Origin of the sequence: Sphingorhabdus sp. (assembly GCF_046596595.1) — a bacterium.
GTDB lineage: Bacteria > Pseudomonadota > Alphaproteobacteria > Sphingomonadales > Sphingomonadaceae > Sphingorhabdus_B.
In genome coordinates, this window is record NZ_JBKJMB010000024.1 from 26,569 (window position 1) to 47,623 (window position 21,055).

General features: G+C 54.9%; 19 protein-coding genes. 12 read left to right on the forward strand and 7 right to left on the reverse strand.

All coding sequences use genetic code 11. The features are described 5' to 3' along the window. Positions 1 to 70: 70 nt before the first annotated feature. Complete coding sequence (gene secG, locus ACLL9E_RS02070) at positions 71 to 436, reverse strand: preprotein translocase subunit SecG (RefSeq protein WP_411290084.1); 366 nt, start codon at positions 434 to 436, stop codon at positions 71 to 73. 78 nt (positions 437 to 514) lie between these two features. After that, a complete protein-coding gene (tpiA, locus tag ACLL9E_RS02075) occupies positions 515 to 1,261 on the reverse strand; it encodes a triose-phosphate isomerase (protein WP_411290085.1) in 747 nt (248 codons plus the stop codon). Between the two features lie 147 nt (positions 1,262 to 1,408). On the opposite strand from tpiA, the gene ACLL9E_RS02080 reads away from it, so the two are divergent. The 10 genes from ACLL9E_RS02080 to lexA all read left to right on the forward strand — a co-directional run bounded on the left by ACLL9E_RS02080 (position 1,409) and on the right by lexA (position 11,057). Continuing rightward, positions 1,409 to 3,355 carry a peptidyl-prolyl cis-trans isomerase gene (locus ACLL9E_RS02080; protein WP_411290086.1) on the forward strand — a complete coding sequence of 649 codons (1,947 nt, stop codon included), beginning with the start codon at positions 1,409 to 1,411 and terminating at the stop codon, positions 3,353 to 3,355. Continuing rightward, positions 3,342 to 4,817, forward strand: a complete 1,476-nt coding sequence (gene trpE / locus ACLL9E_RS02085; RefSeq protein WP_411290087.1) for an anthranilate synthase component I — start codon at positions 3,342 to 3,344, stop codon at positions 4,815 to 4,817. The genes ACLL9E_RS02080 and trpE overlap by 14 nt, the downstream gene beginning before the upstream one ends. A 35-nt stretch (positions 4,818 to 4,852) precedes the next feature. Continuing rightward, on the forward strand, positions 4,853 to 5,917 hold the full coding sequence (locus ACLL9E_RS02090; protein WP_411290088.1) for an alpha/beta fold hydrolase: 1,065 nt from the start codon (positions 4,853 to 4,855) through the stop codon (positions 5,915 to 5,917). Between the two features lie 40 nt (positions 5,918 to 5,957). Then, on the forward strand, positions 5,958 to 6,542 hold the full coding sequence (locus tag ACLL9E_RS02095; protein WP_411290089.1) for an anthranilate synthase component II: 585 nt from the start codon (positions 5,958 to 5,960) through the stop codon (positions 6,540 to 6,542). Between the two features lie 103 nt (positions 6,543 to 6,645). After that, complete coding sequence (locus ACLL9E_RS02100; protein ID WP_411290090.1) at positions 6,646 to 6,867, forward strand: hypothetical protein; 222 nt, start codon at positions 6,646 to 6,648, stop codon at positions 6,865 to 6,867. Further along, positions 6,864 to 7,859, forward strand: coding sequence for an anthranilate phosphoribosyltransferase (trpD, locus tag ACLL9E_RS02105; RefSeq protein ID WP_411290091.1), 996 nt, complete (start codon positions 6,864 to 6,866; stop codon positions 7,857 to 7,859). The genes ACLL9E_RS02100 and trpD overlap by 4 nt, the downstream gene beginning before the upstream one ends. Next, complete coding sequence (trpC, locus tag ACLL9E_RS02110; protein ID WP_411290092.1) at positions 7,859 to 8,641, forward strand: indole-3-glycerol phosphate synthase TrpC; 783 nt, start codon at positions 7,859 to 7,861, stop codon at positions 8,639 to 8,641. The genes trpD and trpC overlap by 1 nt, the downstream gene beginning before the upstream one ends. Next, on the forward strand, positions 8,634 to 9,101 hold the full coding sequence (gene moaC / locus ACLL9E_RS02115) for a cyclic pyranopterin monophosphate synthase MoaC (protein WP_411290093.1): 468 nt from the start codon (positions 8,634 to 8,636) through the stop codon (positions 9,099 to 9,101). Before trpC ends, moaC begins: the two co-directional genes overlap by 8 nt. Continuing rightward, positions 9,098 to 10,279, forward strand: a complete 1,182-nt coding sequence (gene glp / locus ACLL9E_RS02120; protein WP_411290094.1) for a gephyrin-like molybdotransferase Glp — start codon at positions 9,098 to 9,100, stop codon at positions 10,277 to 10,279. The genes moaC and glp overlap by 4 nt, the downstream gene beginning before the upstream one ends. Before the next feature lie 91 nt (positions 10,280 to 10,370). Beyond that, positions 10,371 to 11,057: a transcriptional repressor LexA gene (lexA, locus tag ACLL9E_RS02125; protein WP_411290095.1), complete on the forward strand. Its 687-nt coding sequence runs from the start codon at positions 10,371 to 10,373 to the stop codon at positions 11,055 to 11,057. 1 nt (position 11,058) lies between these two features. On the opposite strand, the gene ACLL9E_RS02130 is transcribed toward lexA, so the two are convergent. After that, positions 11,059 to 13,200, reverse strand: a complete 2,142-nt coding sequence (locus tag ACLL9E_RS02130; protein ID WP_411290096.1) for a ComEC/Rec2 family competence protein — start codon at positions 13,198 to 13,200, stop codon at positions 11,059 to 11,061. 252 nt (positions 13,201 to 13,452) lie between these two features. On the opposite strand from ACLL9E_RS02130, the gene ACLL9E_RS02135 reads away from it, so the two are divergent. Beyond that, positions 13,453 to 14,739 (forward strand): citrate synthase, encoded by a 1,287-nt coding sequence (locus tag ACLL9E_RS02135; RefSeq protein ID WP_411290097.1) that lies wholly within the window; start codon positions 13,453 to 13,455, stop codon positions 14,737 to 14,739. Here the strand turns inward: ACLL9E_RS02135 and ACLL9E_RS02140 are convergent, their stop codons facing one another. The 4 genes from ACLL9E_RS02140 to ACLL9E_RS02155 form a co-directional block, all read right to left on the reverse strand. Continuing rightward, positions 14,740 to 16,083 (reverse strand): sensor histidine kinase, encoded by a 1,344-nt coding sequence (locus tag ACLL9E_RS02140; protein ID WP_411290098.1) that lies wholly within the window; start codon positions 16,081 to 16,083, stop codon positions 14,740 to 14,742. Continuing rightward, a complete protein-coding gene (locus ACLL9E_RS02145) occupies positions 16,080 to 17,030 on the reverse strand; it encodes a hypothetical protein (RefSeq protein ID WP_411290099.1) in 951 nt (316 codons plus the stop codon). Before ACLL9E_RS02145 ends, ACLL9E_RS02140 begins: the two co-directional genes overlap by 4 nt. A 56-nt stretch (positions 17,031 to 17,086) precedes the next feature. Continuing rightward, entirely contained in the window at positions 17,087 to 18,301 is a 1,215-nt protein-coding gene (locus ACLL9E_RS02150) for a hypothetical protein (protein WP_411290100.1), read from the reverse strand. A gap of 74 nt (positions 18,302 to 18,375) precedes the next feature. Continuing rightward, the gene (locus ACLL9E_RS02155; protein WP_411290101.1) at positions 18,376 to 18,684 is read right to left on the reverse strand and encodes an Hpt domain-containing protein; all 309 of its coding nucleotides are present in this window, start codon (positions 18,682 to 18,684) and stop codon (positions 18,376 to 18,378) included. A gap of 70 nt (positions 18,685 to 18,754) precedes the next feature. Between ACLL9E_RS02155 and ACLL9E_RS02160 the strand changes: the two genes are divergently transcribed. Next, on the forward strand, positions 18,755 to 21,052 hold the full coding sequence (locus ACLL9E_RS02160; RefSeq protein ID WP_411290102.1) for a hypothetical protein: 2,298 nt from the start codon (positions 18,755 to 18,757) through the stop codon (positions 21,050 to 21,052). The last annotated feature ends 3 nt before the right edge of the window (positions 21,053 to 21,055 follow it).

Below are 21,055 nucleotides of genomic sequence, written 5' to 3' on the forward strand. Positions count from 1 at the left end.
AAAACACAAGCGAACGAATCCGCCTACGCAAAAATAAACTGTGTAAAGATCGTTTTGCTGTGGACGGCGATTATTTGTCGAGCGGCACTTCAGTTCCGGGTGCGGGCACGGCTGGCGCAGGATTTCCTGGTGCTGAAGTAGCCGGAAGTGTTTGTGTCGCAGGTACTTCGGTACGCTGCAGGCTATCATCGATTGGGCCAGTATTCCCCTTCTTGGCCGCCACGAACGCAAGCGAGATAGACAATAAGATAAACAGCGTTGCCAAGATCGTCGTTGTGCGTGTTAGAAAATCGGCGGCACCGCGCGCCGACATCAGACCGGATGGGCTCCCGCCCATACCCAGACCGCCGCCCTCGGACCGTTGCATTAAAATGATGCCGACAAGTGACGCGGCTATGATGGCCTGAACAACAATGAGAAAATGAAAAAGGCCCATGAAAAATCCCGAAAAATTAAAGAAAGCGTTCCGCCGGTGATTTCGCCCACATAGCGACCGGATCGCAATTCTTCAATGCTATTTGCTGAGCGCTTCGGCCGCAGCCAATATGGGCTCGAATTTCGCTGCACTTAAGCTAGCCCCGCCAATCAGCCCGCCGTCAACATTATCTAAGGCCAGAAGCTGCGCAGCGTTTTCACCGTTCATCGATCCACCATATAAAATGCGGATAGCGTTGCCCTCCTCACCAAATCGCTGCGCTAGCGCAGATCGGATGGCCCCGTGCATTTCTTCAACGTCATCTGGTCCAGCTACTCGGCCAGTGCCAATTGCCCAAACAGGCTCATAAGCTACGCAGAGCCAGTTGCCGGCCGCGGTGTCAGGTAGTGACGCACCAAGTTGCTTTAACACGACATCCAAGGCCTTGCCGGATTCGCGCTCGTTGAGCGTTTCCCCAACGCAGACGATTGCATGCAAGCCGGCGGCATGCGCTGCTTCGGCCTTTGCGCAGATATCGATATCGCATTCATGTTGCGCTGTTCGCCGCTCACTGTGGCCCACGATCGTCAGCACGGCACCGGCATCGCCTAACATTTCGGCGGAAACACAACCTGTAAACGCTCCTTCGGTAAGCATGTGGCAGTCTTGGCCGCCAATCGAAAAACTCCCGATTTGCCGGACAGCGCGATCAATCAACGTTGCCGGGACACATAAGGCCGAATCCACCGAAACATAATCCTGCGCCGCAGAAGCGATTGCCTCTATTTCCTTCAAATCACGCGATGTGCCGTTCATTTTCCAATTACCGACGATAAACTTGCGCATTAGGTACCTCTGCTTTTCATGACGCGAATCTTGAACGGGCTATTCCATGCTTTCCATCGCTTGGGCAAGTCTATCCCTTGATTGCCATCGTCTTGCCGACTAAAGCGGCCAGCAAAAGGCAGATTGTGCCGCATATTCAGGAAATCGATGCTTATGATTAGCTCCATTCGTTCACTCATAAACTCGAAATTTGGCGCACTTTTTGCGCTGGTGTTCATTGGCTTAATTGCAATTGCTTTTGCGCTGGGTGATGTGAGCGGATCTGGGAATTTTGGTGGCTTAAGTGGCGGGAACGTCGCGCGTGTTGGCGATAGAAATATCACCTTGGGTGAACTAAATGACTCGCTGGAAAACCGCATGCGGGCGGAACGACAGGATAATCCCACACTTGATATGGTGCGCTTCGTCGAAGGTGGTGGTCTTGATTCAACATTGGAGCAGTTGATTAACCGCTATGCTATTGCGGTGTTTGGCGACGAAATTGGCGTTGCTGTCAGCAAACGGCTTGTTGACTCCGAAATTCGCAAAATACCTGGAGCAATGGGGCTCGACGGCAAATTTAGCGCGGAGGCCTTTCGCGCGTTTGCGCAGCAAATCGGCGTAAGCGAAAAAGCAATCCGTGATGACCTTACGCAAAACTTGTTTGCGCAGCAAATCCTGCCAGCAGCAGCCAGTGGACCAACTGCGCCCGATGGAATGGTACTGCCTTATGCATCGTTAATGCTTGAACAGCGTGCCGGTCAGATTGCATCGGTCCCTGCGACAGCCTTTCTTCCCAAGAGCGCCCCAAGCGACTCAGTGTTGACCAAATTTTACAGCGACAATGCCGCAAAATTTACGATTCCCGAAAAACGTGCCGTTAGCTATGCCATTTTCGGCAGCGATATCATTGCCCAACGTGCCAAGCCAACCGAAGCCGATATAGCGGCATATTATAAATCAAACGCAGCCCAATTTGCCGCATCCCAAACCCGAAACATAAGCCAGGTCATCGTCCCAACCGAGGCAGCAGCGAAGTCAGTCGCCGGGCAGGTTGCGGCCGGTAAAACACTTGCGGCAGTGGCCAACGAGTTGGGACTTGCAGTTACCTCGACAGCCAATGTGACTAAAACGAGTCTCGCAAGTTCTGCATCGCAAGCGGTTGCAGACGCGGCATTTAGCGCAGCGCAGGGCACCGTCGCCACCCCAGCGCGCGGCAAGCTTGGATGGGCCGTTGTCCGCGTAGATGCTGTTAACAATGTGGCTGCAAAAACGCTGGCCGCAGCGCGGGGCGAGATTGAACAAGAGCTTTTGAAAACGCGCAGCGAGGAAATGCTGACTGAAATGACGGCGGAGATCGAAGATGCCTTTGCCGATGGCGCGACAATATCCGACGTTGCCAAGCAAAATGGGATAACCGTGAGCACATCGCCCAAGCTGCTCGCGACAGGGCAAGACATCAGCAATCCTGCCTATAAGCCAATCCCCGAAATGCAGGCCATTTTGCCCGCTGCCTTTCAAATGGAAACCGGCGGAGAAGCGCAGTTGATTGAACTGGTCCCCGGCGAGAAATTCGCGATGATTGCGGTTGCTGATTTCGACGAAGCAGCGCCGCCGCCATTGGCCGGAGTTCGCGCGCTTGTGCAACAACAATGGGCGCAATCTGAAGGTGCCAAAGGCGCTCGTTTGGCGGCAGACACGCTGCGCAAGGCGGTCGATGGTGGCCAAACGCTCGAGGCGGCGCTTGCTGCAGCCAAAATAAATGGCGCGCAGGTTGAGCGCTTGAGCGGTACCCGCGCCGACATTTCACGCGAGGGCCAGCAGGTGCCACCGCCCTTGTCGCTCATGTTTGCAATGAAAAAGGGAACGGCGAAGATCGTTCAAGCTGGCGGTGATCGCGGTTGGTACGTCGTATATCTCACCGATGTTGTCAAAGGTGACGCGCGCGGTAATACCGACATGCTCCGTGCGCGCAAACAGGAATTGTCCGGCGTGCTGCAACAGGAATATGCAGCGCAGATGATCGTGTCGGCCGCGAAACACGCAGGCGTCGAGAAGAATGAAGACGGCATCGCGGAACTCCGCACGCGCCTGACGAATCGTGACGGCAACTAAACCGCAGCTTATCTGGCGCAAACGCATAGCTGACACCGAAACGCCGGTGTCGGCTGCGTTAAAGCTGTTCGTGGCAGAACGCGGAGATTTTATACTTGAATCGGTTGAAGGCGGGGAAACCCGCGGCCGCCATAGCCTGATCGGCCTTGCGCCGGACCTCGTATTCCGCGCTGCGGGTAACAAAGCCGAGATCAACGCCCAATGGATGACCGACCGGGACGCGTTTGTGCCCTCCCCGCTTCCGGCGTTGGACGCTTTGCGCGCTTTGGCCGCAGAATGCCGGATGGATGTTCCTGATGAACTGCCCCCAGCGCTGGCCTGCCTCGTGGGCTATTTCGGTTATGAGACCATTGGCCTCGTAGAAAAGCTGCCCCGTGCGCCGCAATCTCCGTTGGAACTGCCGGATATGCTTTTCGTTCGGCCAACCGTTATTCTCCTGTTCGACCGGCTGAAGGACGAGATGTTTCTTGTCTCGCCTGTATGGACCGGCAGTCAAGATCCACAGGCCGTTGTACACGCCCATGACCGTTTGGACGAAGCCGAACGCTTGCTGGACGCAGGACGCGTCGACTCTGCGCCGCAAAACACCCAAACCGACGGTGTCAACTTACAGCTGCAACCCGTATTACCAGAAGGACGCTACGGCCAGATGGTGGCTAAGGCGAAGGACTATATCGAGGCTGGCGACATATTCCAGGTCGTACTGGCGCAGCGCTTTACCGCACCATTTGATTTACCCCCGATCCATTTATATCGTGCGCTGCGCAGGATTAACCCGTCTCCTTTCCTCTATTTCATCGACTTGCCCGGCTTTGCGCTCATTGGGTCAAGCCCCGAAATATTGGTCCGTGCCCGTGGCGGGGAGGTCACAATCAGGCCGATTGCAGGGACGCGGCCGCGCGGCAAGAGCAGCCTTGAGGACGCGGAAAACAAGGCATCCTTGCTCGCCGATCCTAAAGAACGCGCTGAACATCTCATGCTTCTGGATTTGGGCCGAAACGATGTTGGCCGAGTCACTAAAGGCGGAAGCGTGACCGTTACAGATAGCTACATGGTCGAATTTTACAGCCATGTCATGCACATCGTCTCCAACGTCGTAGGCGAACTTGCCGATGACAAGGATGCTATTGACGCGCTGTTTGCGGGCTTTCCTGCTGGCACTGTGTCGGGCGCGCCGAAAGTCCGCGCTTGCGAAATCATTGCCGAACTTGAACCAGAAACACGCGGCGCTTATGCTGGCGGCGTCGGATATTTCTCGCCAAATGGCGACATGGACAGCTGTATCGTCCTGCGTACCGCCGTTGTGAAAGACGGCGTCATGCATGTTCAGGCTGGCGCAGGCATAGTCGCGGATAGCAACCCCGAATATGAACAGCGCGAGTGTGAAGCAAAGGCAGGCGCGCTCATTGCCGCCGCACGCGAAGCCATTCGCGTCGCCGGTGAAGCAAAATTTGGTCAGTAGCTTGACGCACACGTAAAGACGGTTAGCATGCGACCATGCGTAATCTGTTTCTAGCTTCACTGGCCCTATTATCGGCCGTTCACGCCCCTGCTCTTGCCCAGACTGCCACTCCCAAAGAAGCGGATGCAGTGATCAAGGATTATGCCTTCGCGTCAGGTGAACGCCTGCCGGAGGTGAAGATCCACTACACCACCTTGGGCACGCCGAAGCGTGACGCGCGCGGGAATATCTCCAATGCGGTGATGATACTCCATGGCACTGGCGGGACCGGCCATCAATTTTTCCAACCGCAATTTGCCGATGCGCTTTTTGGCGCAGGCCAAGTTTTGGATACATCGAAATATTTTATCATTTTGCCGGACAATATTGGTCACGGAAAGTCATCAAAGCCAAGTGACGGGCTGCGGATGGCATTCCCAAAATATGACTATGCCGACATGATTGCCACGCAACATCAATTGGTGACGAAAACGCTTGGGATCAAAAAGCTGAAGCTCATTCTCGGCACATCGATGGGATGTATGCACGCGTTCATGTGGGGTGCGCGCTACCCTGAAGCTGTCGAAAAGCTGGCGCCGTTTGCGTGCTTGCCTGTCGAAATTGCAGGGCAGAACCGCATGTGGCGCAAGCTTTCGATGGATGCGATCAAGGCCGACCCGGCGTGGAATGAGGGCAACTATACTTCGCCGCCCTTGTCCGGTTTACGGACCGCCGCAACGCTTAGCCTTGTTGCTGGCGCAAATCCCTTGGCGCTGCAGGCGCAATATCCTACCCGCGCGGCAGCCGAAGCCTACACTGATCAGGCGTTCGCACGCATCGTGACGCGCAACGACGCCAATGACATTATTTATCAATTGGATTCTTCGCGGAATTATAATCCGTGGCCAACGCTTGAGGCGATAAAAGCACCGACCTTATGGATCAACTCTGCCGATGATTTCATTAATCCGTCCGGTTACGGCATCACCGAGCTGGCAATGAAAAGGATGCCAAGTGCCAAATTTATCCTCATTCCTGCGACACCTGAAACAAAGGGACATGGCACGCACACATGGGCGAAATTCTGGAAGGATGACCTCGCTGCCTTATTGGCGCAATAGTCCTCTTCCACCCGCGCGGCAAAGTCGCTAGGGACCGCGCATGATCCTAGTCATCGACAATTATGACAGCTTTACATGGAACCTCGTCCATTATCTGATGGAGCTTGGGGCGCAGGTCGACGTTGTCCGCAATGACGATATTTCGGCAGGTCAGGCACTATCATCCGGCGCACAGGCGTTTCTCATTTCGCCTGGTCCAAAAACGCCGAATGAAGCCGGGGTTAGCCTTGATCTCGTGGCTGCTTGTGCGGAAGCTGGCAAGCCGTTGCTCGGAGTTTGCCTCGGGCATCAAACGATCGGGCAGCATTTCGGCGGCACGGTCGCACGCGGTGGATTAATGCACGGCAAAACCTCGCCAGTGACACATGACGGCAGCGGCCTTTTTGCTGGCCTGCCTTCCCCCTTTCAGGCAACGCGCTATCACTCGCTCATTGTCGAAAATGTCCCGCCTGTGTTGGTTGTAAATGCAACGAGCGATGATGGTCACGTCATGGGTTTCCGCCACGCGACGCTGCCAATCCACAGCGTCCAGTTTCACCCCGAAAGCATTGCCACCGAACATGGCCATGCGATGCTTGCGAATTTTATGCGCATAGCCGGGATAGAAGTGAAGGAACGCGCGTGAAGGTTCGGAGGCCAAGTCATGCTGAACTTGTTTCAGCATCTTACTTTTCTGTGTCAGCGATTAAGACCCTGAAACAAGTTCAAGGTGACGGGTGGTTGGCATCATGAAACCCCTTGTCGCTTCCCGAATCCACCCAAGTTTCGTCATGCCGAACATGTTTCATCATGACACACGGCCCTACCCGAGCTTCGTCATGCTGAACTTGTTTCAGCATAACACGCAACCATCGCCTGCTATCCTGAAACAAGTTCAGGATGACGATATGGACGGGGATGTTTTTGAATGCCCGGTTCACGACAATGATGACGTGCGGTTGGCGGCATGAACCAATTCGGCGTCCTTCCCGATCCGCAGCACCTGTTCGACCATGACGAGGCGGCGCAGGCTTTTGCCGACATATTGGACGCGCGCGCGTCCGAAGCCGAGATTGAGGCGTTCCTGATCGCGCTTACTGCGCGTGGCGAAACGATGGTTGAAATCGCCGCCGCCGCGCAAGCGATGCGCGACCGCCTAATCCCCATTGATGCGCCTGAAGGCGCGATTGACGTCTGCGGCACTGGCGGCGATGGGCACCACACGCTGAACGTTTCGACCGCCGTTTCCATTGTCGTTGCGGCTTGTGAAGTACCGGTCGCCAAACACGGAAACCGTGCGGCGTCGTCCAAGGCGGGCGCGGCTGATACGTTGGAGGCGCTTGGCCTCGACATGGAGCGCGCCGGACGCATGGCTGAGGAAACGTTGCGCGATCTTGGCATTTGCTTCCTGTTTGCCGCCAATCATCACCCGGCGATGAAGCGTATTCAGCCAATCCGCCAACGCATCGGGCAACGGACGATTTTTAACCTGATGGGCCCGCTTGCCAACCCTGCGCGCGTAAAGCGGCAGCTGATTGGTATTGCACGCCCTGCATATGTGCCCGTTTATGCCGAAGCATTGCATCATCTTGGCACAGAGCATTCGCGTATCATTTCGGGCGATGAGGGTCTTGACGAATTAAGCCTTGCAGGCGGGAATGAAGTCGCAGTGGTCGAACCTGCGGGCGTTCGGTTTCAACGCACGAGCGCTGCCGACGCTGGCCTCCCCGTATATCCGGTTTCTGCCATTCGGGGCGGCGATGCACAGCATAATGCGTTGGAGTTGCGTAAGCTGTTACAGGGTGAACATGGTGCGTATCGCGATGCCGTGTTGTTCAATGCCGCTGAGGCTTTGTTGGTGGCAGGCGTCGTTGAGACAATGCCAGAAGGCGTTGAAGATGCAGCTGAAGCAATCGACAAAGGACTTGCCAATGCGTTGCTGAATTGCTGGGTACAATATTGATGACCGACAAGCTCGCCGAAATCTGCGCAACAAAGCGTGAAGAAGTTGCGGCACGCAAGCGGCACGGTATCGCGCATTGGCCGGTTCCGTCTGCGCCACGCGGCTTTGAAGCGGCGCTGCGATCCAAGGCCAAGGCCGGTATCGCGCTCATTGCGGAGATCAAGAAAGCCAGTCCGTCAAAAGGCCTCATTCGTGCTGACTTCAATCCGGCGGCACATGCTGCGGCTTATCAGGCGGGTGGTGCTGCTTGCTTGTCCGTGTTGACCGATGCCCCATATTTTCAGGGGCATGAAGATTATCTGGTCGCAGCGCGCGCCGCATGCGACCTGCCCGTCATCCGCAAGGATTTCATGGTCGACCCATGGCAATGTGCAGAGGCGCGGCAAATGGGCGGTGATGCCATCTTGATTATCGTCGCTGCGCTTGACGATGTGTCGATGGCCGAAATTGAAGACGCTGCCCGGATCGAAAATCTGGATATCCTCATCGAGGTCCATGACGAGGATGAAATGGAGCGCGCACTCAAGCATCTGAAGTCGAAACTTATTGGTGTGAACAACCGCAATTTGAAGACTTTTGAAGTTGATCTCGCCACGACCGAGCGTTTGGCGAAACTTGTGCCGGACGAGATACTGCTCGTCTGCGAAAGCGGCATCTCGACCCACGCCGATTGCGTGCGGATGGCGGATGCGGGGATTAATACGTTTCTCGTCGGGGAAAGCCTGATGCGGCAGGATAATATTCAGGCGGCAACGCAAAGGCTGCTCACCGGTCATGGCTGATCTGACGCATCTTGGTGCCGATGGCAGTGCATATATGGTCGACGTATCGGCCAAAGCGGACACTGCACGTGAGGCGGTTGCCGAGGGTCGGATAAGCATGTCGGCGGACGCGCTTGAGGCTGTGCGCGCGGGCAATTTGAAAAAGGGCGATGTTTTGGGAACCGCGCGCATCGCCGGAATCATGGCGGCGAAGAAAACCAGCGACCTTATCCCCTTATGTCACCCGTTGATGCTCTCGAAAATTACAGTCGATTTTGAATTTGAACAATCGGCAATCCGTGTGGAAGCACGCGTGCGGCTGAATGGCCCGACTGGCGTCGAAATGGAGGCCCTGACTGCAGTTACGGTCACGCTTCTCACCTTGTACGACATGGCCAAGGCGCTCGATAAGTCGATGGTCATGTCAGACATTCGATTGCTGTCCAAAACAGGTGGCAAATCCGGCGACTGGCACGCATGATTTCTGTCAACGAAGCTCAGGCCAGATTGTTGGCACTGGCTTCGCCCTTGCCGTCCATCGAACTCGATTTGGCCAAAGCCACACAACATTATTTATCGGAACCATTGGCCGCAATCCGCACGCAACCAGCGGCTGATCTGTCCGCAATGGATGGATACGCCATGTCCAGCGCCGATTTTCCGGGACCGTGGCGCGTGATCGGCGAAAGCGCGGCGGGACATCCGTTTTCGGGAGAAGTTGGTGCAGGTGAAGCTGTGCGTATCTTTACAGGAGCCCATCTTCCTCAGAACGCGGATTGCGTCCTTATTCAGGAAAACGCAGCGCGTGATGGCGAAATTCTGACCGCAGTGGATGTAACGGCCCCACCACCCGGTACCCATGTCCGGCGGGCGGGAGGGGATTTTATGGCAGGGGCCCCAATATTACCCGAGGGAATTTGTCTTAGCGCCGGACCCATCGCCCTTGCGGCCATGGCAGGCTTTGGCGCTGTACCGGTGGTCCAGTGGCCGCGCGTCGCTATCGTTGCCACCGGAGACGAACTGGTCGCTGCTGGCCGGCACTGTGGACAGGCACAAATACCCTCCTCAAACAGCCCAATGCTTCGCGCAATGCTGATGGACGCGCCGTGCGAAGTTCATGATGCCGGCATCGTGGCCGATAATCTCGTGGAACTTGAAGCCAGATTTAAAACTCTGGCCAGCCAAGCAGATATCATTGTCACCACTGGCGGAGCATCGGTGGGCGACCATGATTTGGTGCAACCCGCATTGCTGAACATTGGCGCGCGGATGGATTTCTGGAAAGTCGCCATTCGCCCGGGAAAACCGCTAATGGCGGGACAAATTGGCGATACAATTGTGTTGGGACTACCCGGCAACCCTTCGTCCGCATTTGTCACGGCTTTTTTGTTCCTGCTGCCACTTGTCCGGCATATGGCGGGGTGCAAAAACCCGTTTCCAGAAATGCACCTGGCAACAACCGGCACCGACCTTCCCGCAGGCGGCGAAAGAACAGAATATGTGCGTGCACGGGTCGAGAATGGCACGATCACTGTATTTGGAAGACAGGACAGTGGAATGACCGCGCCGCTTTCGCTGGCGAACGCTCTGCTTGTGCAACCCATTAATGTCCCAGCCCGGCCTGAGGGTTCTGAAGTGCAATATATGCGACTGTCGTGAAATCAGAACACAATATGTGCGATTGTCGTTGACTTAACCGCTTTTGTTCTCTAATCGTTCTGTTCATGTTCAACAGGATGGAACCCTGAATATGCTTACGGCGAAACAGCATGAATTGCTTGTGTTCATTAACCAGCGACTTGATGAAAGTGGCATTTCCCCCTCGTTCGAAGAAATGAAGGAAGCGCTCGATTTGAAAAGCAAGTCGGGGGTTCACCGTTTGATCGGCGCGTTGGAAGAACGCGGTTTCATCCGGCGTCTCGCCAACCGCGCACGCGCACTTGAAGTGGTGAAATTGCCCGAAGGCGGGAATGTGCGCGCTGGCAATGTGACACGGCTTGCGCCTGCCGCGAGTGAAAGCAGGCCGCAGATGCAGCTTCCTGTTGCGGCGAATGACGTGTTGGAAATTCCTTTTCACGGCAAGATCGCCGCGGGCGTGCCGATTGAGGCGCTTGAAGGCCAGAGTTCGTTGTCAGTCCCGATGGCATTGCTGGGGGCCGGCGAGCATTATGCGCTTGAAGTGTCTGGCGACTCCATGATCGAAGCGGGTATCTTGGACGGCGATTATGCCTTGATCCGCAAGGCAAATACCGCGCGCGATGGTGAAATTGTCGTCGCGCTGGTGCGCGGTGAGGAAGCAACGCTGAAGTATCTGCGGCACGAAGGGCAGCAGATCCGCCTTGATCCAGCAAATGGCAGCTACGAGCCTCAATATTATGCGCCGCATGAAGTTGAGGTTCAGGGTAAGCTAGCCGGTCTATTACGCAGATATCATTGAGTTAATCGACCTTAGCTCGCGCGCCCTCCGCGGCGTGCACCCAAGGCATATGTCGATTGCTATCATGCGCCGTGAGCACGCGCTGGCCTGGCAAGTAAATAGCCAGACCGCCGCTCCGTTCGAGAAAGTTGCGGTCTGCCTTTATCCATCTTGGGCGGCAGGATTGCGGCAACCATCGGTCGCTAACGACGATGTCGACGCGTTTACAAGCCGCCGCCATCTCCATGACGGGAATTGGGTTCGCCGTGCGCGTGGCAAGTACCGTCCATGACCGGCCATTGCGTGACAGGTTGATCACGCAATTGTCGGCTGTACATTTGGCTCCGGGCCATTGCTCGATTGGCGTCGCAATCTTGTTGCTTCCCGCCTGTTCAAAGATCATGTCACGCACGAAATCGCCAGCTTTGCCGCGCAATAATGCAACTTCGCCATTGGGCCGCACCAATGCCATGTGTTTGCCGTCGCCTGTAACCAATATGTCGGGGCGCGGTGCCGTGACCATTGCGATAGTCCCAATGAACCAAAGCGGGATACCGACAAAACGGACTCGGGTTCCCAGTAACCCGAAGATGAGCGCGCCACTGACAAATGCAACGAAAGCCCAATTGGGCATGGCTGGCATCATTGTTACCGCGCCGGGTAGGCCGCTGATATGATGTGCTATTGCAAGTATGGCTGCAATGCCTTGCCCCGCTAGCCACCAAAAGGGTGACCCCAGACCAAAAATGTCAAACAACAGCGCCAAGGCCTCCATCGGCATGATAAAAAATGTCGTCAGCGGGATAGCAACCACATTGGCAAAAGCACCATAAAGGCCGGCCTTGTGGAAATGGAATAATGCAATGGGCGCAAGGACAAGTTCAATGGCAAGGCCGGTTAGAACAAGCGATGCCACTGCGCGCAACGCTTTACTGGCCAACGGCTCATCCCGGATTTGCGCAAAGCGCTTCATGGCAGGCAATTCGTGGAGGATGACAATTGTTGCTACGGCGGCGAAACTGAGTTGAAAGCTGGGGCCTGCCATGGCTTCGGGCCAGAATAAGAGCACCACCAGCGCGCCAAAAGCCACCAGGCGCAGCGTCAGTGCATCCCGACCCATCGCCAGCGCCACCAATACCAACAAAGCGGCGATGCACGAACGAACGGTGGGTACTTCGGCGCCGGCGAGTAATGTATAGGCCACAGCGCCAAATGCAGCGGCCGCGGCGGCGTATACCGGGATGCGAATGCGCAAAGCTAGCCACGAAGATAAAGACAGCGTGCGGCTCACGATGATAAATATAAAACCAACAACTGCGGTTACATGTAGTCCGCTAATCGAAAGAAGATGTGCCAAGCCGCTGTCGCGCATGGCTTGCGCGTCCGCTTCTTCGATGTGCCCCTGATCCCCTGTCACCAATGCAGCGCCTATGGCTCCAGTCCCTTGCGGCATGGCACGCAGGATATGTTGAGTCAGCGCCTCGCGCTGTGTTGCAAACAGGGGGCGGCTCGATGCTGCTTGATGGAGGTAAACCTTTCCCAATGCAGATCCCGTGGCACCGATTTGTTGGAACCAGGCGCGGCGTCCAAAATCATACCCCCCCGGCAAGGCTGGTCCAGCAGGCGGTAGAAGGCGCGCACGTATGCGTACCACCGATCCAGGCTGGAATGTCTTTTTATATTGTTCAGGTGACAAATTGACGCGAACATAAGGTGGCAAGCCCGATTGGCCACCACTGGCAAGGCGCAATCGAAATATGTTACGCGCAGAGAGGTTTTCGACCGCGTCAATCCGCCCATAAAATTCACCAATCCATATCTTACCCAACACCGGTTGGGCGACATTTGCTGACCTTAAGGTGATCAGGGCGAAGCCAGCCAAGGTTGTAAGGGCAAGCATCTGCAAGATAAATCGCAACCTGCCACCTGATGGCGCCAATGCAGCAACCAGAATGATTGCGCTGCAAGCCAGTACGAGGCCAGGTAGCATCGACAAGGCACCGAATTGCCAAATCGCAACGCCGACTCCTATGCCTACGGGGATCCAGAGCGGCAATTGGTCGCGTTCGCGGTCTAGCCAATTCTCGATGATGCTGAACAATGTCAATTTCTTGCGAAACCGGGCTGCAACAGAATAGGTTAAATTACCGGTTTGTTCATTCACATCAATTGGTTAGCAGCATGCACGTAAAGTGCAATTCATAAGCCGATATGAACCTATTGTTTGCCTTGACGCCTGCAGAATTTGCTAGCATTGGGCTAGGCATAATACAGCCAACTTCTCCCCAAGAAAAATTGGCATTTGCAGGGCCTTATGTAAACCTATCGGGCGATTTGTGTGTCCGATACCGAAAACGAAAATATGCCTGTGCAACAGGCGGCCCGTTTATAGTTTAGCAAGATATGGAGTTTGAAAATGGCCGAGAATAACGCAACGCTCACCGTTGGCGATACCAGCTTTGACTTGCCTATCATGAAGGGTTCGGAAGGACCGGACGTGATCGATATCCGCAAACTATACGCCGCCTCAGATCATTTTACCTTTGACCCAGGCTTCACGTCTACCGCAAGCTGCGAGTCTGCGCTGACGTTCATCGATGGTGACAAGGGCATATTGTTGCATCGTGGTTATTCGATCGAAGAACTGTCGGAGCAATCCAGCTTTATGGAAGTGTCCTATTTGTTACTCAATGGCGAGCTACCATCCAAGGAACAGTTGGAACAGTTCAGCTACACGATCTCGCGGCACACGATGCTGCATGAGCAATTAGCGACTTTCTATCGGGGTTTCCGGCGCGATGCGCACCCCATGGCAATCATGTGCGGTGTCGTTGGCGCATTGTCTGCCTTTTATCACGATTCAACGGACATTAGCGACCCGACACATCGGATGATTTCGAGCCATCGCTTGATAGCCAAAATGCCTACAATTGCGGCCATGGCGTACAAATATTCGGTCGGTCAGCCATTTGTCTATCCTGACAATCGCTTGTCTTACACAGGCAATTTTCTGCGCATGACCTTCGGCGTGCCGGCGGAGGAATATGTGGTGAACCCGGTAATCGAGCGCGCAATGGACCGGATTTTTATCCTCCATGCCGACCATGAACAGAATGCGTCGACATCGACCGTCCGTCTCGCCGGTTCATCGGGGGCAAACCCATTTGCGTGTATCGCTGCCGGTATTGCATGCCTTTGGGGGCCAGCACATGGCGGCGCAAACGAGGCCGCGCTAAACATGTTGCGTGAAATCGGTACGCCTGACCGGATTCCGCACTATATCGAACGGGCAAAAGACAAAAACGACCCATTCCGTCTGATGGGCTTTGGCCATCGCGTGTACAAAAATTATGACCCACGCGCTTCAGTCATGCAGAAAACCGTGCGTGAGGTTCTGGCCGAGTTAAAAATCAATGATCCGATTTTCGACGTTGCGATGCAACTTGAGGAAATGGCGCTTAATGACCCATATTTCATCGAGAAGAAGCTGTTTCCCAATGTGGATTTCTATTCGGGTATCATCCTGTCGGCAATTGGCTTCCCGACCGAAATGTTCACCGTTTTATTCGCGCTATCGCGGACCGTTGGCTGGGTAGCCCAATGGAATGAAATGATTTCAGATCCTGCACAAAAGATTGGCCGTCCGCGCCAACTGTACACGGGTCCCAATCAACGGCCATATCCGGCGTTTGACGCGCGTTAATTACCGTGGAAGGCGGATCGTAAATATTGCGCCTCCGCCTTCTGCATCTCCGACCGTAAGGTCACCGCCCATGAACCGGGCAAGGCGGCGGGAGATATAAAGGCCAAGCCCGCTGCCGCCGTCACCCGTTCGGCCCAAGCGTTCGAATTTCAGGAATATGCGTTCGCGGTCAGCCACTTGCACACCGCTTCCTTGGTCAGAGACTGAAATCACCGACCAATTTTGCTCGGCGGAAATTTGCACGGTCACAACAGTCCCATCGGGCGCGTAACGAATGGCATTGGTTACAAGATTGAGCATGATCTGCAACACACGCCTGAACTCTGCTGTGGCGTTCACTTTCCGCGTGTCATCCGGCACTTTCAGGATGATGCTGTGGTCCGCAGCCTTCAACGCGAGAAGACCAGCGACGCGGCGCGCCATATCGCCAAGTTCAATCTTGTCCGGGGCTGTTGTGAAGCCGGGTCGCTCCACCGCCTCAAGATCACCCAGATCCTCGACCAGCGCAGTAAGATGTCGGGCCGCATTGGCGATATCGCGGGCATAGGTCGCGTAATTGTCGCGGACGGGTCCAAGCAACTCGCTCCCGATTGTATCGGCATTTGCGATAATCCGGCTCAACGGTTGGCGCAGTACGGGCGCTAGATTTTTTCCGAACAAAGCGCCCGGATTTAACTGGCTGGGCTTCTTGATGTCGACAGACGTACCCAATATTGGCTTCGAGAGGTATAAGGTGTAGCCTGTCATTCTGCCGTCTGCGCTTGCATCCGGCTCTCCCCACAACAGAACGTCGGTTGCGCTGCCCAGACGCGCACTCAAGCGGCCAATTGCAGCAAAATTCTGAATGTTACGGATATGTTTGGCTGCATCAGCACCGAGGAGGCGGGCGACAACATCTTGCGCGGTTGCGCCAAAATCCTGATGGCGGAGGACATCGCCGACGGGACCAGTGGCACGCACAAGCCGAAGTGACGCATCAAAGCTGAGTATTAGGGTCTCATCGGCTGCGTTCCACGCCGCTCCGGAGGGCGCGTTCAGCGCTCTTTCTGCTTTGTTCTGCCAACTCAAAATCGCAATACGGACATTATCAGCCGCGGGTTCCGCCTCCACCCAAAGTTCCAGATTGTCCGAGCCGTCAGAAACAGTAACGGCGCGCGCCAGGCGCATCTGGAGCCGCGATACGATTTGCACCAGACCGAATAAGGCAGGACAAGCGATAATACCGCCATCTATGCCGCCCGCACGCGCGTGAAGACGTGCCAATTCGTCATCGGCACGCAGCAAATGTCCGGTGCGGGATAATTCGCCCGTGATTGGACGCGCGAGAACATCAGCGCCAGTCATCGCAGTCCGAACGTCAACAGGGAAAGCCGTGATGCAGACCAGGATATCACAACGTCAAGTGCGTCCTTGGCGTCGATACCCGCATAGCTTTTTTCAAATATCGCGGCTTCCCGAGGCGTCAGCATCTGGCTGCGCAGGTCGACCAATATACGCAACGCATCGGATTTCGGGATGCCCATTGCGGCAAGCATGACCATGAAACCAAATGCGGACTCAAAGTCCATAATCCGTAGAATATGATCATGTTCGAGATTGAGCTCATTCCCCAACTGAGCCACGAAAAGATGACCGCCACATTTTTGCGGGTTTAAATGGTCAGCGCGCATCTGCGCACCGAGAAAGTGGACAATTTTGCGTGCGGCAGCAGGGGCGGTATGCGCTTCATCATATTGCCCGATAAGAGTCTGGGCTGCCTTAATGACGTCGTCAGACCTTTCGCCTTGCGAAACTTCCAGCGCAGCGACGACGCGCCAGCAGCTTTTGTGCAGCAATTCTGGTGGCAAATTTAGATAAGTGCGCCCTTGGGCACGCAGATGCAGGCTGTCTGCGGCGAGTAATATCTGCGCCGCGTAGGCCACATTTGCATTCGGGTGATCCAATAATCCGGTAACATAAGCGGGTTGCCCTACACCGATACGTGCATCAAGCCTGTCTTCCGCAACACGCGCCATCGCGAAATCCACCAGCGCGGTGTCACGCAAAAACCCGGAACGCACCAACAAAGGCCATGTTTTTGGCTCGCGCGTGTCACCTGCGAGTTTTATTTCAATATCCCGTACGATTTGAAGTAATTTGACCGAAACTGCGCTTATTGTTGCTTCGGAAGGCGTATGGGCGGCTGATGGGAAAATAACTGCGGCTACATCGAGACACAGCGCATCGGCATCGCGTGCATGTGCAGTCGCGACTGAAAGTAAATCATCATTATGGCCAAGCGGTAAATTCAACGCCGATCCTGTGCTGTTATCAGCCGAACCTATAGAGTTTTTCGGTTAACGTCGCTTTAAGCTTGCTTTGCCTTTTTATCGTCAGCTTCGCCCCGCACGGTTGCGATCAACAATATTCCGAGCTGCAGCACCATCAAGCATTGCAAGGCCAACGTAAATCCAACAACGGCTGTTCCAATTGTTACGATTATGGCCAACGCTGCGGGTGAATGTAGCAGCTGTTTGGCCCAAGCCGGCATCATGGTCCTTTGCGAGAGGAACGCTAGCGACGCCACGGCAAATGCAGCGAACAGGCCAGCATTATTATAGATGACGTCGCTGTAAGCCGAACCAAACATGGCCAGAATAACTAAAGTCCATGTGACGGCGGACAATGGTCGAATATCCTCTCCGCCTTGTCCCTCGCCGGACACTGCCAGACGCATTGAATTGCCTGCTATTGCTGCAAATGCGAAGATGCACGCGAGTGTGGGAAAGCCGCCGAGGCCCAACGCGACTGCACCTAAACCTGCTACGATACTGGCAAAATTGGTTGCCGTGACGGCGGTCGAACTGTGCCAGATAACCGGAACCACGCGCGTGAATATGGGTCCGAACACGCGCGCTTCGACAAATCCGGGCTGGCTCGCAACGCGCTGCTGAAGTATTTTCAGGTTGAGATCGGAAAAATCAACTGCTCCAGTCAGTACGGTGAGCGTCCCGTTGACAACATGTTGTTGAGGTAACGGGCGAAAGGGGATTTTTGCGAGAACGGACTGGCGCAGCAAGGACGATATGATGCTCCAATCTTCTGGCAAATCCTTGAGTAACGCTATTGTTTCTGTACCCACGATCGACACTCCTGCCCATCGCGTGTTCAGGTCAATGCGTTCAAAACCGGCATTTTCGTCGCGCCCATCGACGGTAGCAACGAAATTCTCGGTCGCCTTGAGCAAAGTCTCTATCAGAGATAACTGAATGTATAACTGGCCAGACTGGACCCATATCCGGTCATTTGCGTCGAGATAGCGTTGGATGTCGGCGCCATTGCGCACAAAATCCACGATGTGGCCTTTGCTCCGACAGCGGTCGGCAAGCGCAATCAACGCCCCGTCGATATTTTCAACTTCGATCAAAAATCTTTTGATGCCGGCACGCGCAAGCATCGTAATCTGATATTCGATCAATGATCCGCCCGCTACGTCGGAGCGCGCAGTAGCGCCGTTCACATCGGCACTGTTGCTAACGTCACATGCAACGGACATCAAGGCGACTGTCGGACTGTTTTGCATGCGCACGGTTACCATGGGCCCGATATGGATGTTACGTCAGTTTTGCCAATAGAAATCTGTCGGTGCTTACGACTTTACGGGGCGTAATCTTCGATCGCGGCGATTGCCTGGTTGAGTTTGCGCACCACAACCGGATCACCTGGCGCACCGTCGTTCGCCTCGTCAGCAAGTGCGATCAAATGAGTCGCGCCGAAACTCGCAGCTAACCCGCGCAATCTCCAGCTTGAATGGCGCCAATTGGCGTCGCAACGCGACCGCGAGAGCAAGCTAACCTGTCGCTTGGCGCTATTGATAAAACAGAGGCGCAGTTCCGCCATCAGCGCGGCATCTTCACCGACCGCCGCTTTCAACGCTGTGTCAAATGAGCCATAATCCATGGACATTACGAAAGCTTACCCCAAACATCGTTAAGTTTGCGTTTCTCTGTCCAAATATTGTGTTAAATAGTCTCTTATGACCATTCGCTCCAAAATCATCGGCCTGAACCGCAACCCTAATGAAGCGTCTGATCCAGATGCCTCTGCAGACGAATTCAGGGGCACAACCGAGGTAGAATCTGGCGCAGAATATATAGCCGACAGCACGGATTACGATTATTATCCCGAAGGCACGTCAAGTGGCACCGGATTTAAGCAATATGTAGTCCCGGCACTGCTTTCGATTGCCTTTGCCGCATGGTCAGCGTTTTTTGGGGTGACGTACTGGCCCGAAGCACAAGCCGGGGTAACCAGCGAACGCGCCACGGCGTTGATTGCAACATGGGCGATTCCAACATTGCTGATCGCGGTCTTATGGCTGCTTGCGATGAGAAATAGCAGCCGCGAAGCCACACGATTTGGCAAGGTTGCAACATTGTTGCGCACCGAAAGCGATGCACTTGCCACACGCATGCGCACGGTAAACGAAGAAATCTCGCTGGCTCGGGAATTTTTGTCGCAAAATGCCCGTGACCTTGAATCGGTCGGGCGGCAATCTTCGAATAAGCTCGTTGAGTCGGCCCAACTGCTTTCAGCTGCACTTGCAGATAGTGACGAGAAAGCGAAGACACTTGAAGCCGTCAGCAATGCAGCAAATACCAACCTTGAACAGCTGCGCAAGCATCTGCCCGTCGTGACCAGCGCCGCCAAGGACGTAACCAATCAGATTGGGAGCGCGGGAAATAGTGCGCAGGTCCAGATCAAAGCGTTAATCGCGACACTTGAGCGCGTAAGCGATGCCGGAAAATCGGTGCGTGAATATATCGACAATGTCGAAACGCGCGCTGACGATCTGTCGGTCAGGCTGGAACAATCGCTGAGTGGAAGCGCACAGCTCCTCGATGCGAAAAGTGCTGAAGCTCTTGACCGAAGCGCCGAAATGGCGACGCTTATGGAAAGCGCATCGCAAGCGATCTCAAACGGCATTTCCAAAGCATCAGGTGATATCGACACCTTGTTGGCGGGAAGCAACGCCCACATTCACTCAAGCCTAACCGATTTGCGTCGTGCTCTGGGCGAGGTCGGCACGCAATCGCAACAGGAAGAGGCACGGATCCGCGATATGATTGCCGCAATCAGCGCGCATATTGCAACCAGTGCAAAGCAGATCGCCGATGTTGACCACGCAGCAACAGACCAGACGTCGAAATTGGCCTTCGCCGTATCGGCGCTTGGTGAAAGCACACGTTTGGTTGGGTCGGCATTGTCTGATAACCGCGCAATAGCGCAGGACCTTATTGGGCAATCGGACAGGTTGGTTGAAACGCTCGGCGTTGCAAATCAGGAGATCGGCCAGACTATTCCCGCCGCGATGGATCATCTCAACATACGCATGTCGGAAGGTATCACTCAGATCAAATCAGCACTTTCGAGCGCGGAAACGCTTGAAGATATGAGCGATGCTGTACTCGAAAAGTTGAATGCACTTGAGCAGCTTGTTGCCACACAACGCGATACTGTCGGCGCGCTCATGGCCGAAAGCGACCTGCATTTTGCCGCGCGGCATGAGCAAGTCGACGCCTTGGGCGCATCGCTTAAGCAGACGCAAGCCTTGGTGGAAGACATGTCGGGCGATGCGAATGAAAGGCTGGTCACTTCACTCCTGCGCGTGCGCGAAACGACGCGTGCAGCCGCCGAGAGCAGCCGTAAAATCCTCGATGATGAACTCGCGCATATTGCCGACCAGCTCACCGAGCAGAACCGCATTGCCCTTGCCAACGCTTTGGACGCTCAGGTTGCGTCGATGAATGACGCTGTGCGTGACGCCATCGACCGCAATATCGCACTATCGGAAACTGCGTCTTCGCTGGTGGTCAAGCAGCTCAGCGAACTCGACGATATGACGACGAGCCTCGAAAGCCGTATCGCAGATACCAAGAACAGCTTTGAATCGGTTCATGAAGACAGCTTTGCACGCCGGATGGTGTTGCTGACGGAATCGCTGAACTCGACGGCAATTGATGTCGCCAAAATATTGTCGAACGACGTCACAGATACCGCTTGGGCGGCTTATCTAAAAGGCGACCGTGGTGTATTCACCCGCCGCGCGGTGCGCCTGCTGGACTCAGGCGAGGCCAAGATTATCGTCAAACATTATGGCGACGACGTCGAATTCCGCGAACATGTTAACCGCTATGTCCATGATTTCGAAGCGATCATGCGCCTGCTTTTAAGCATGCGCGATGGCAACGCCATTGGCGTAACGTTGCTCTCGTCTGATATCGGTAAGCTTTACGTTGCACTCGCGCAGGCTATTGAGCGTCTGCGCAAGTAAGGA

Excerpts from the sequence above, each read along its gene's own strand:
- ACLL9E_RS02100 (WP_411290090.1), top strand. The coding sequence starts at position 6,646 with ATGAAACCCCTTGTCGCTTCCCGAATCCACCCAAGTTTCGTCATGCCG.
- trpC (WP_411290092.1), top strand. The coding sequence starts at position 7,859 with ATGACCGACAAGCTCGCCGAAATCTGCGCAACAAAGCGTGAAGAAGTT.
- ACLL9E_RS02090 (WP_411290088.1), top strand. The coding sequence starts at position 4,853 with ATGCGTAATCTGTTTCTAGCTTCACTGGCCCTATTATCGGCCGTTCAC.
- trpD (WP_411290091.1), top strand. The coding sequence starts at position 6,864 with ATGAACCAATTCGGCGTCCTTCCCGATCCGCAGCACCTGTTCGACCAT.
- ACLL9E_RS02155 (WP_411290101.1), bottom strand. The coding sequence starts at position 18,684 with ATGTCCATGGATTATGGCTCATTTGACACAGCGTTGAAAGCGGCGGTC.
- ACLL9E_RS02160 (WP_411290102.1), top strand. The coding sequence starts at position 18,755 with ATGACCATTCGCTCCAAAATCATCGGCCTGAACCGCAACCCTAATGAA.
- ACLL9E_RS02150 (WP_411290100.1), bottom strand. The coding sequence starts at position 18,301 with ATGCAAAACAGTCCGACAGTCGCCTTGATGTCCGTTGCATGTGACGTT.
- moaC (WP_411290093.1), top strand. The coding sequence starts at position 8,634 with ATGGCTGATCTGACGCATCTTGGTGCCGATGGCAGTGCATATATGGTC.
- ACLL9E_RS02140 (WP_411290098.1), bottom strand. The coding sequence starts at position 16,083 with ATGACTGGCGCTGATGTTCTCGCGCGTCCAATCACGGGCGAATTATCC.
- ACLL9E_RS02080 (WP_411290086.1), top strand. The coding sequence starts at position 1,409 with ATGCTTATGATTAGCTCCATTCGTTCACTCATAAACTCGAAATTTGGC.
- ACLL9E_RS02095 (WP_411290089.1), top strand. The coding sequence starts at position 5,958 with ATGATCCTAGTCATCGACAATTATGACAGCTTTACATGGAACCTCGTC.
- tpiA (WP_411290085.1), bottom strand. The coding sequence starts at position 1,261 with ATGCGCAAGTTTATCGTCGGTAATTGGAAAATGAACGGCACATCGCGT.
- secG (WP_411290084.1), bottom strand. The coding sequence starts at position 436 with ATGGGCCTTTTTCATTTTCTCATTGTTGTTCAGGCCATCATAGCCGCG.
- ACLL9E_RS02135 (WP_411290097.1), top strand. The coding sequence starts at position 13,453 with ATGGCCGAGAATAACGCAACGCTCACCGTTGGCGATACCAGCTTTGAC.
- glp (WP_411290094.1), top strand. The coding sequence starts at position 9,098 with ATGATTTCTGTCAACGAAGCTCAGGCCAGATTGTTGGCACTGGCTTCG.
- lexA (WP_411290095.1), top strand. The coding sequence starts at position 10,371 with ATGCTTACGGCGAAACAGCATGAATTGCTTGTGTTCATTAACCAGCGA.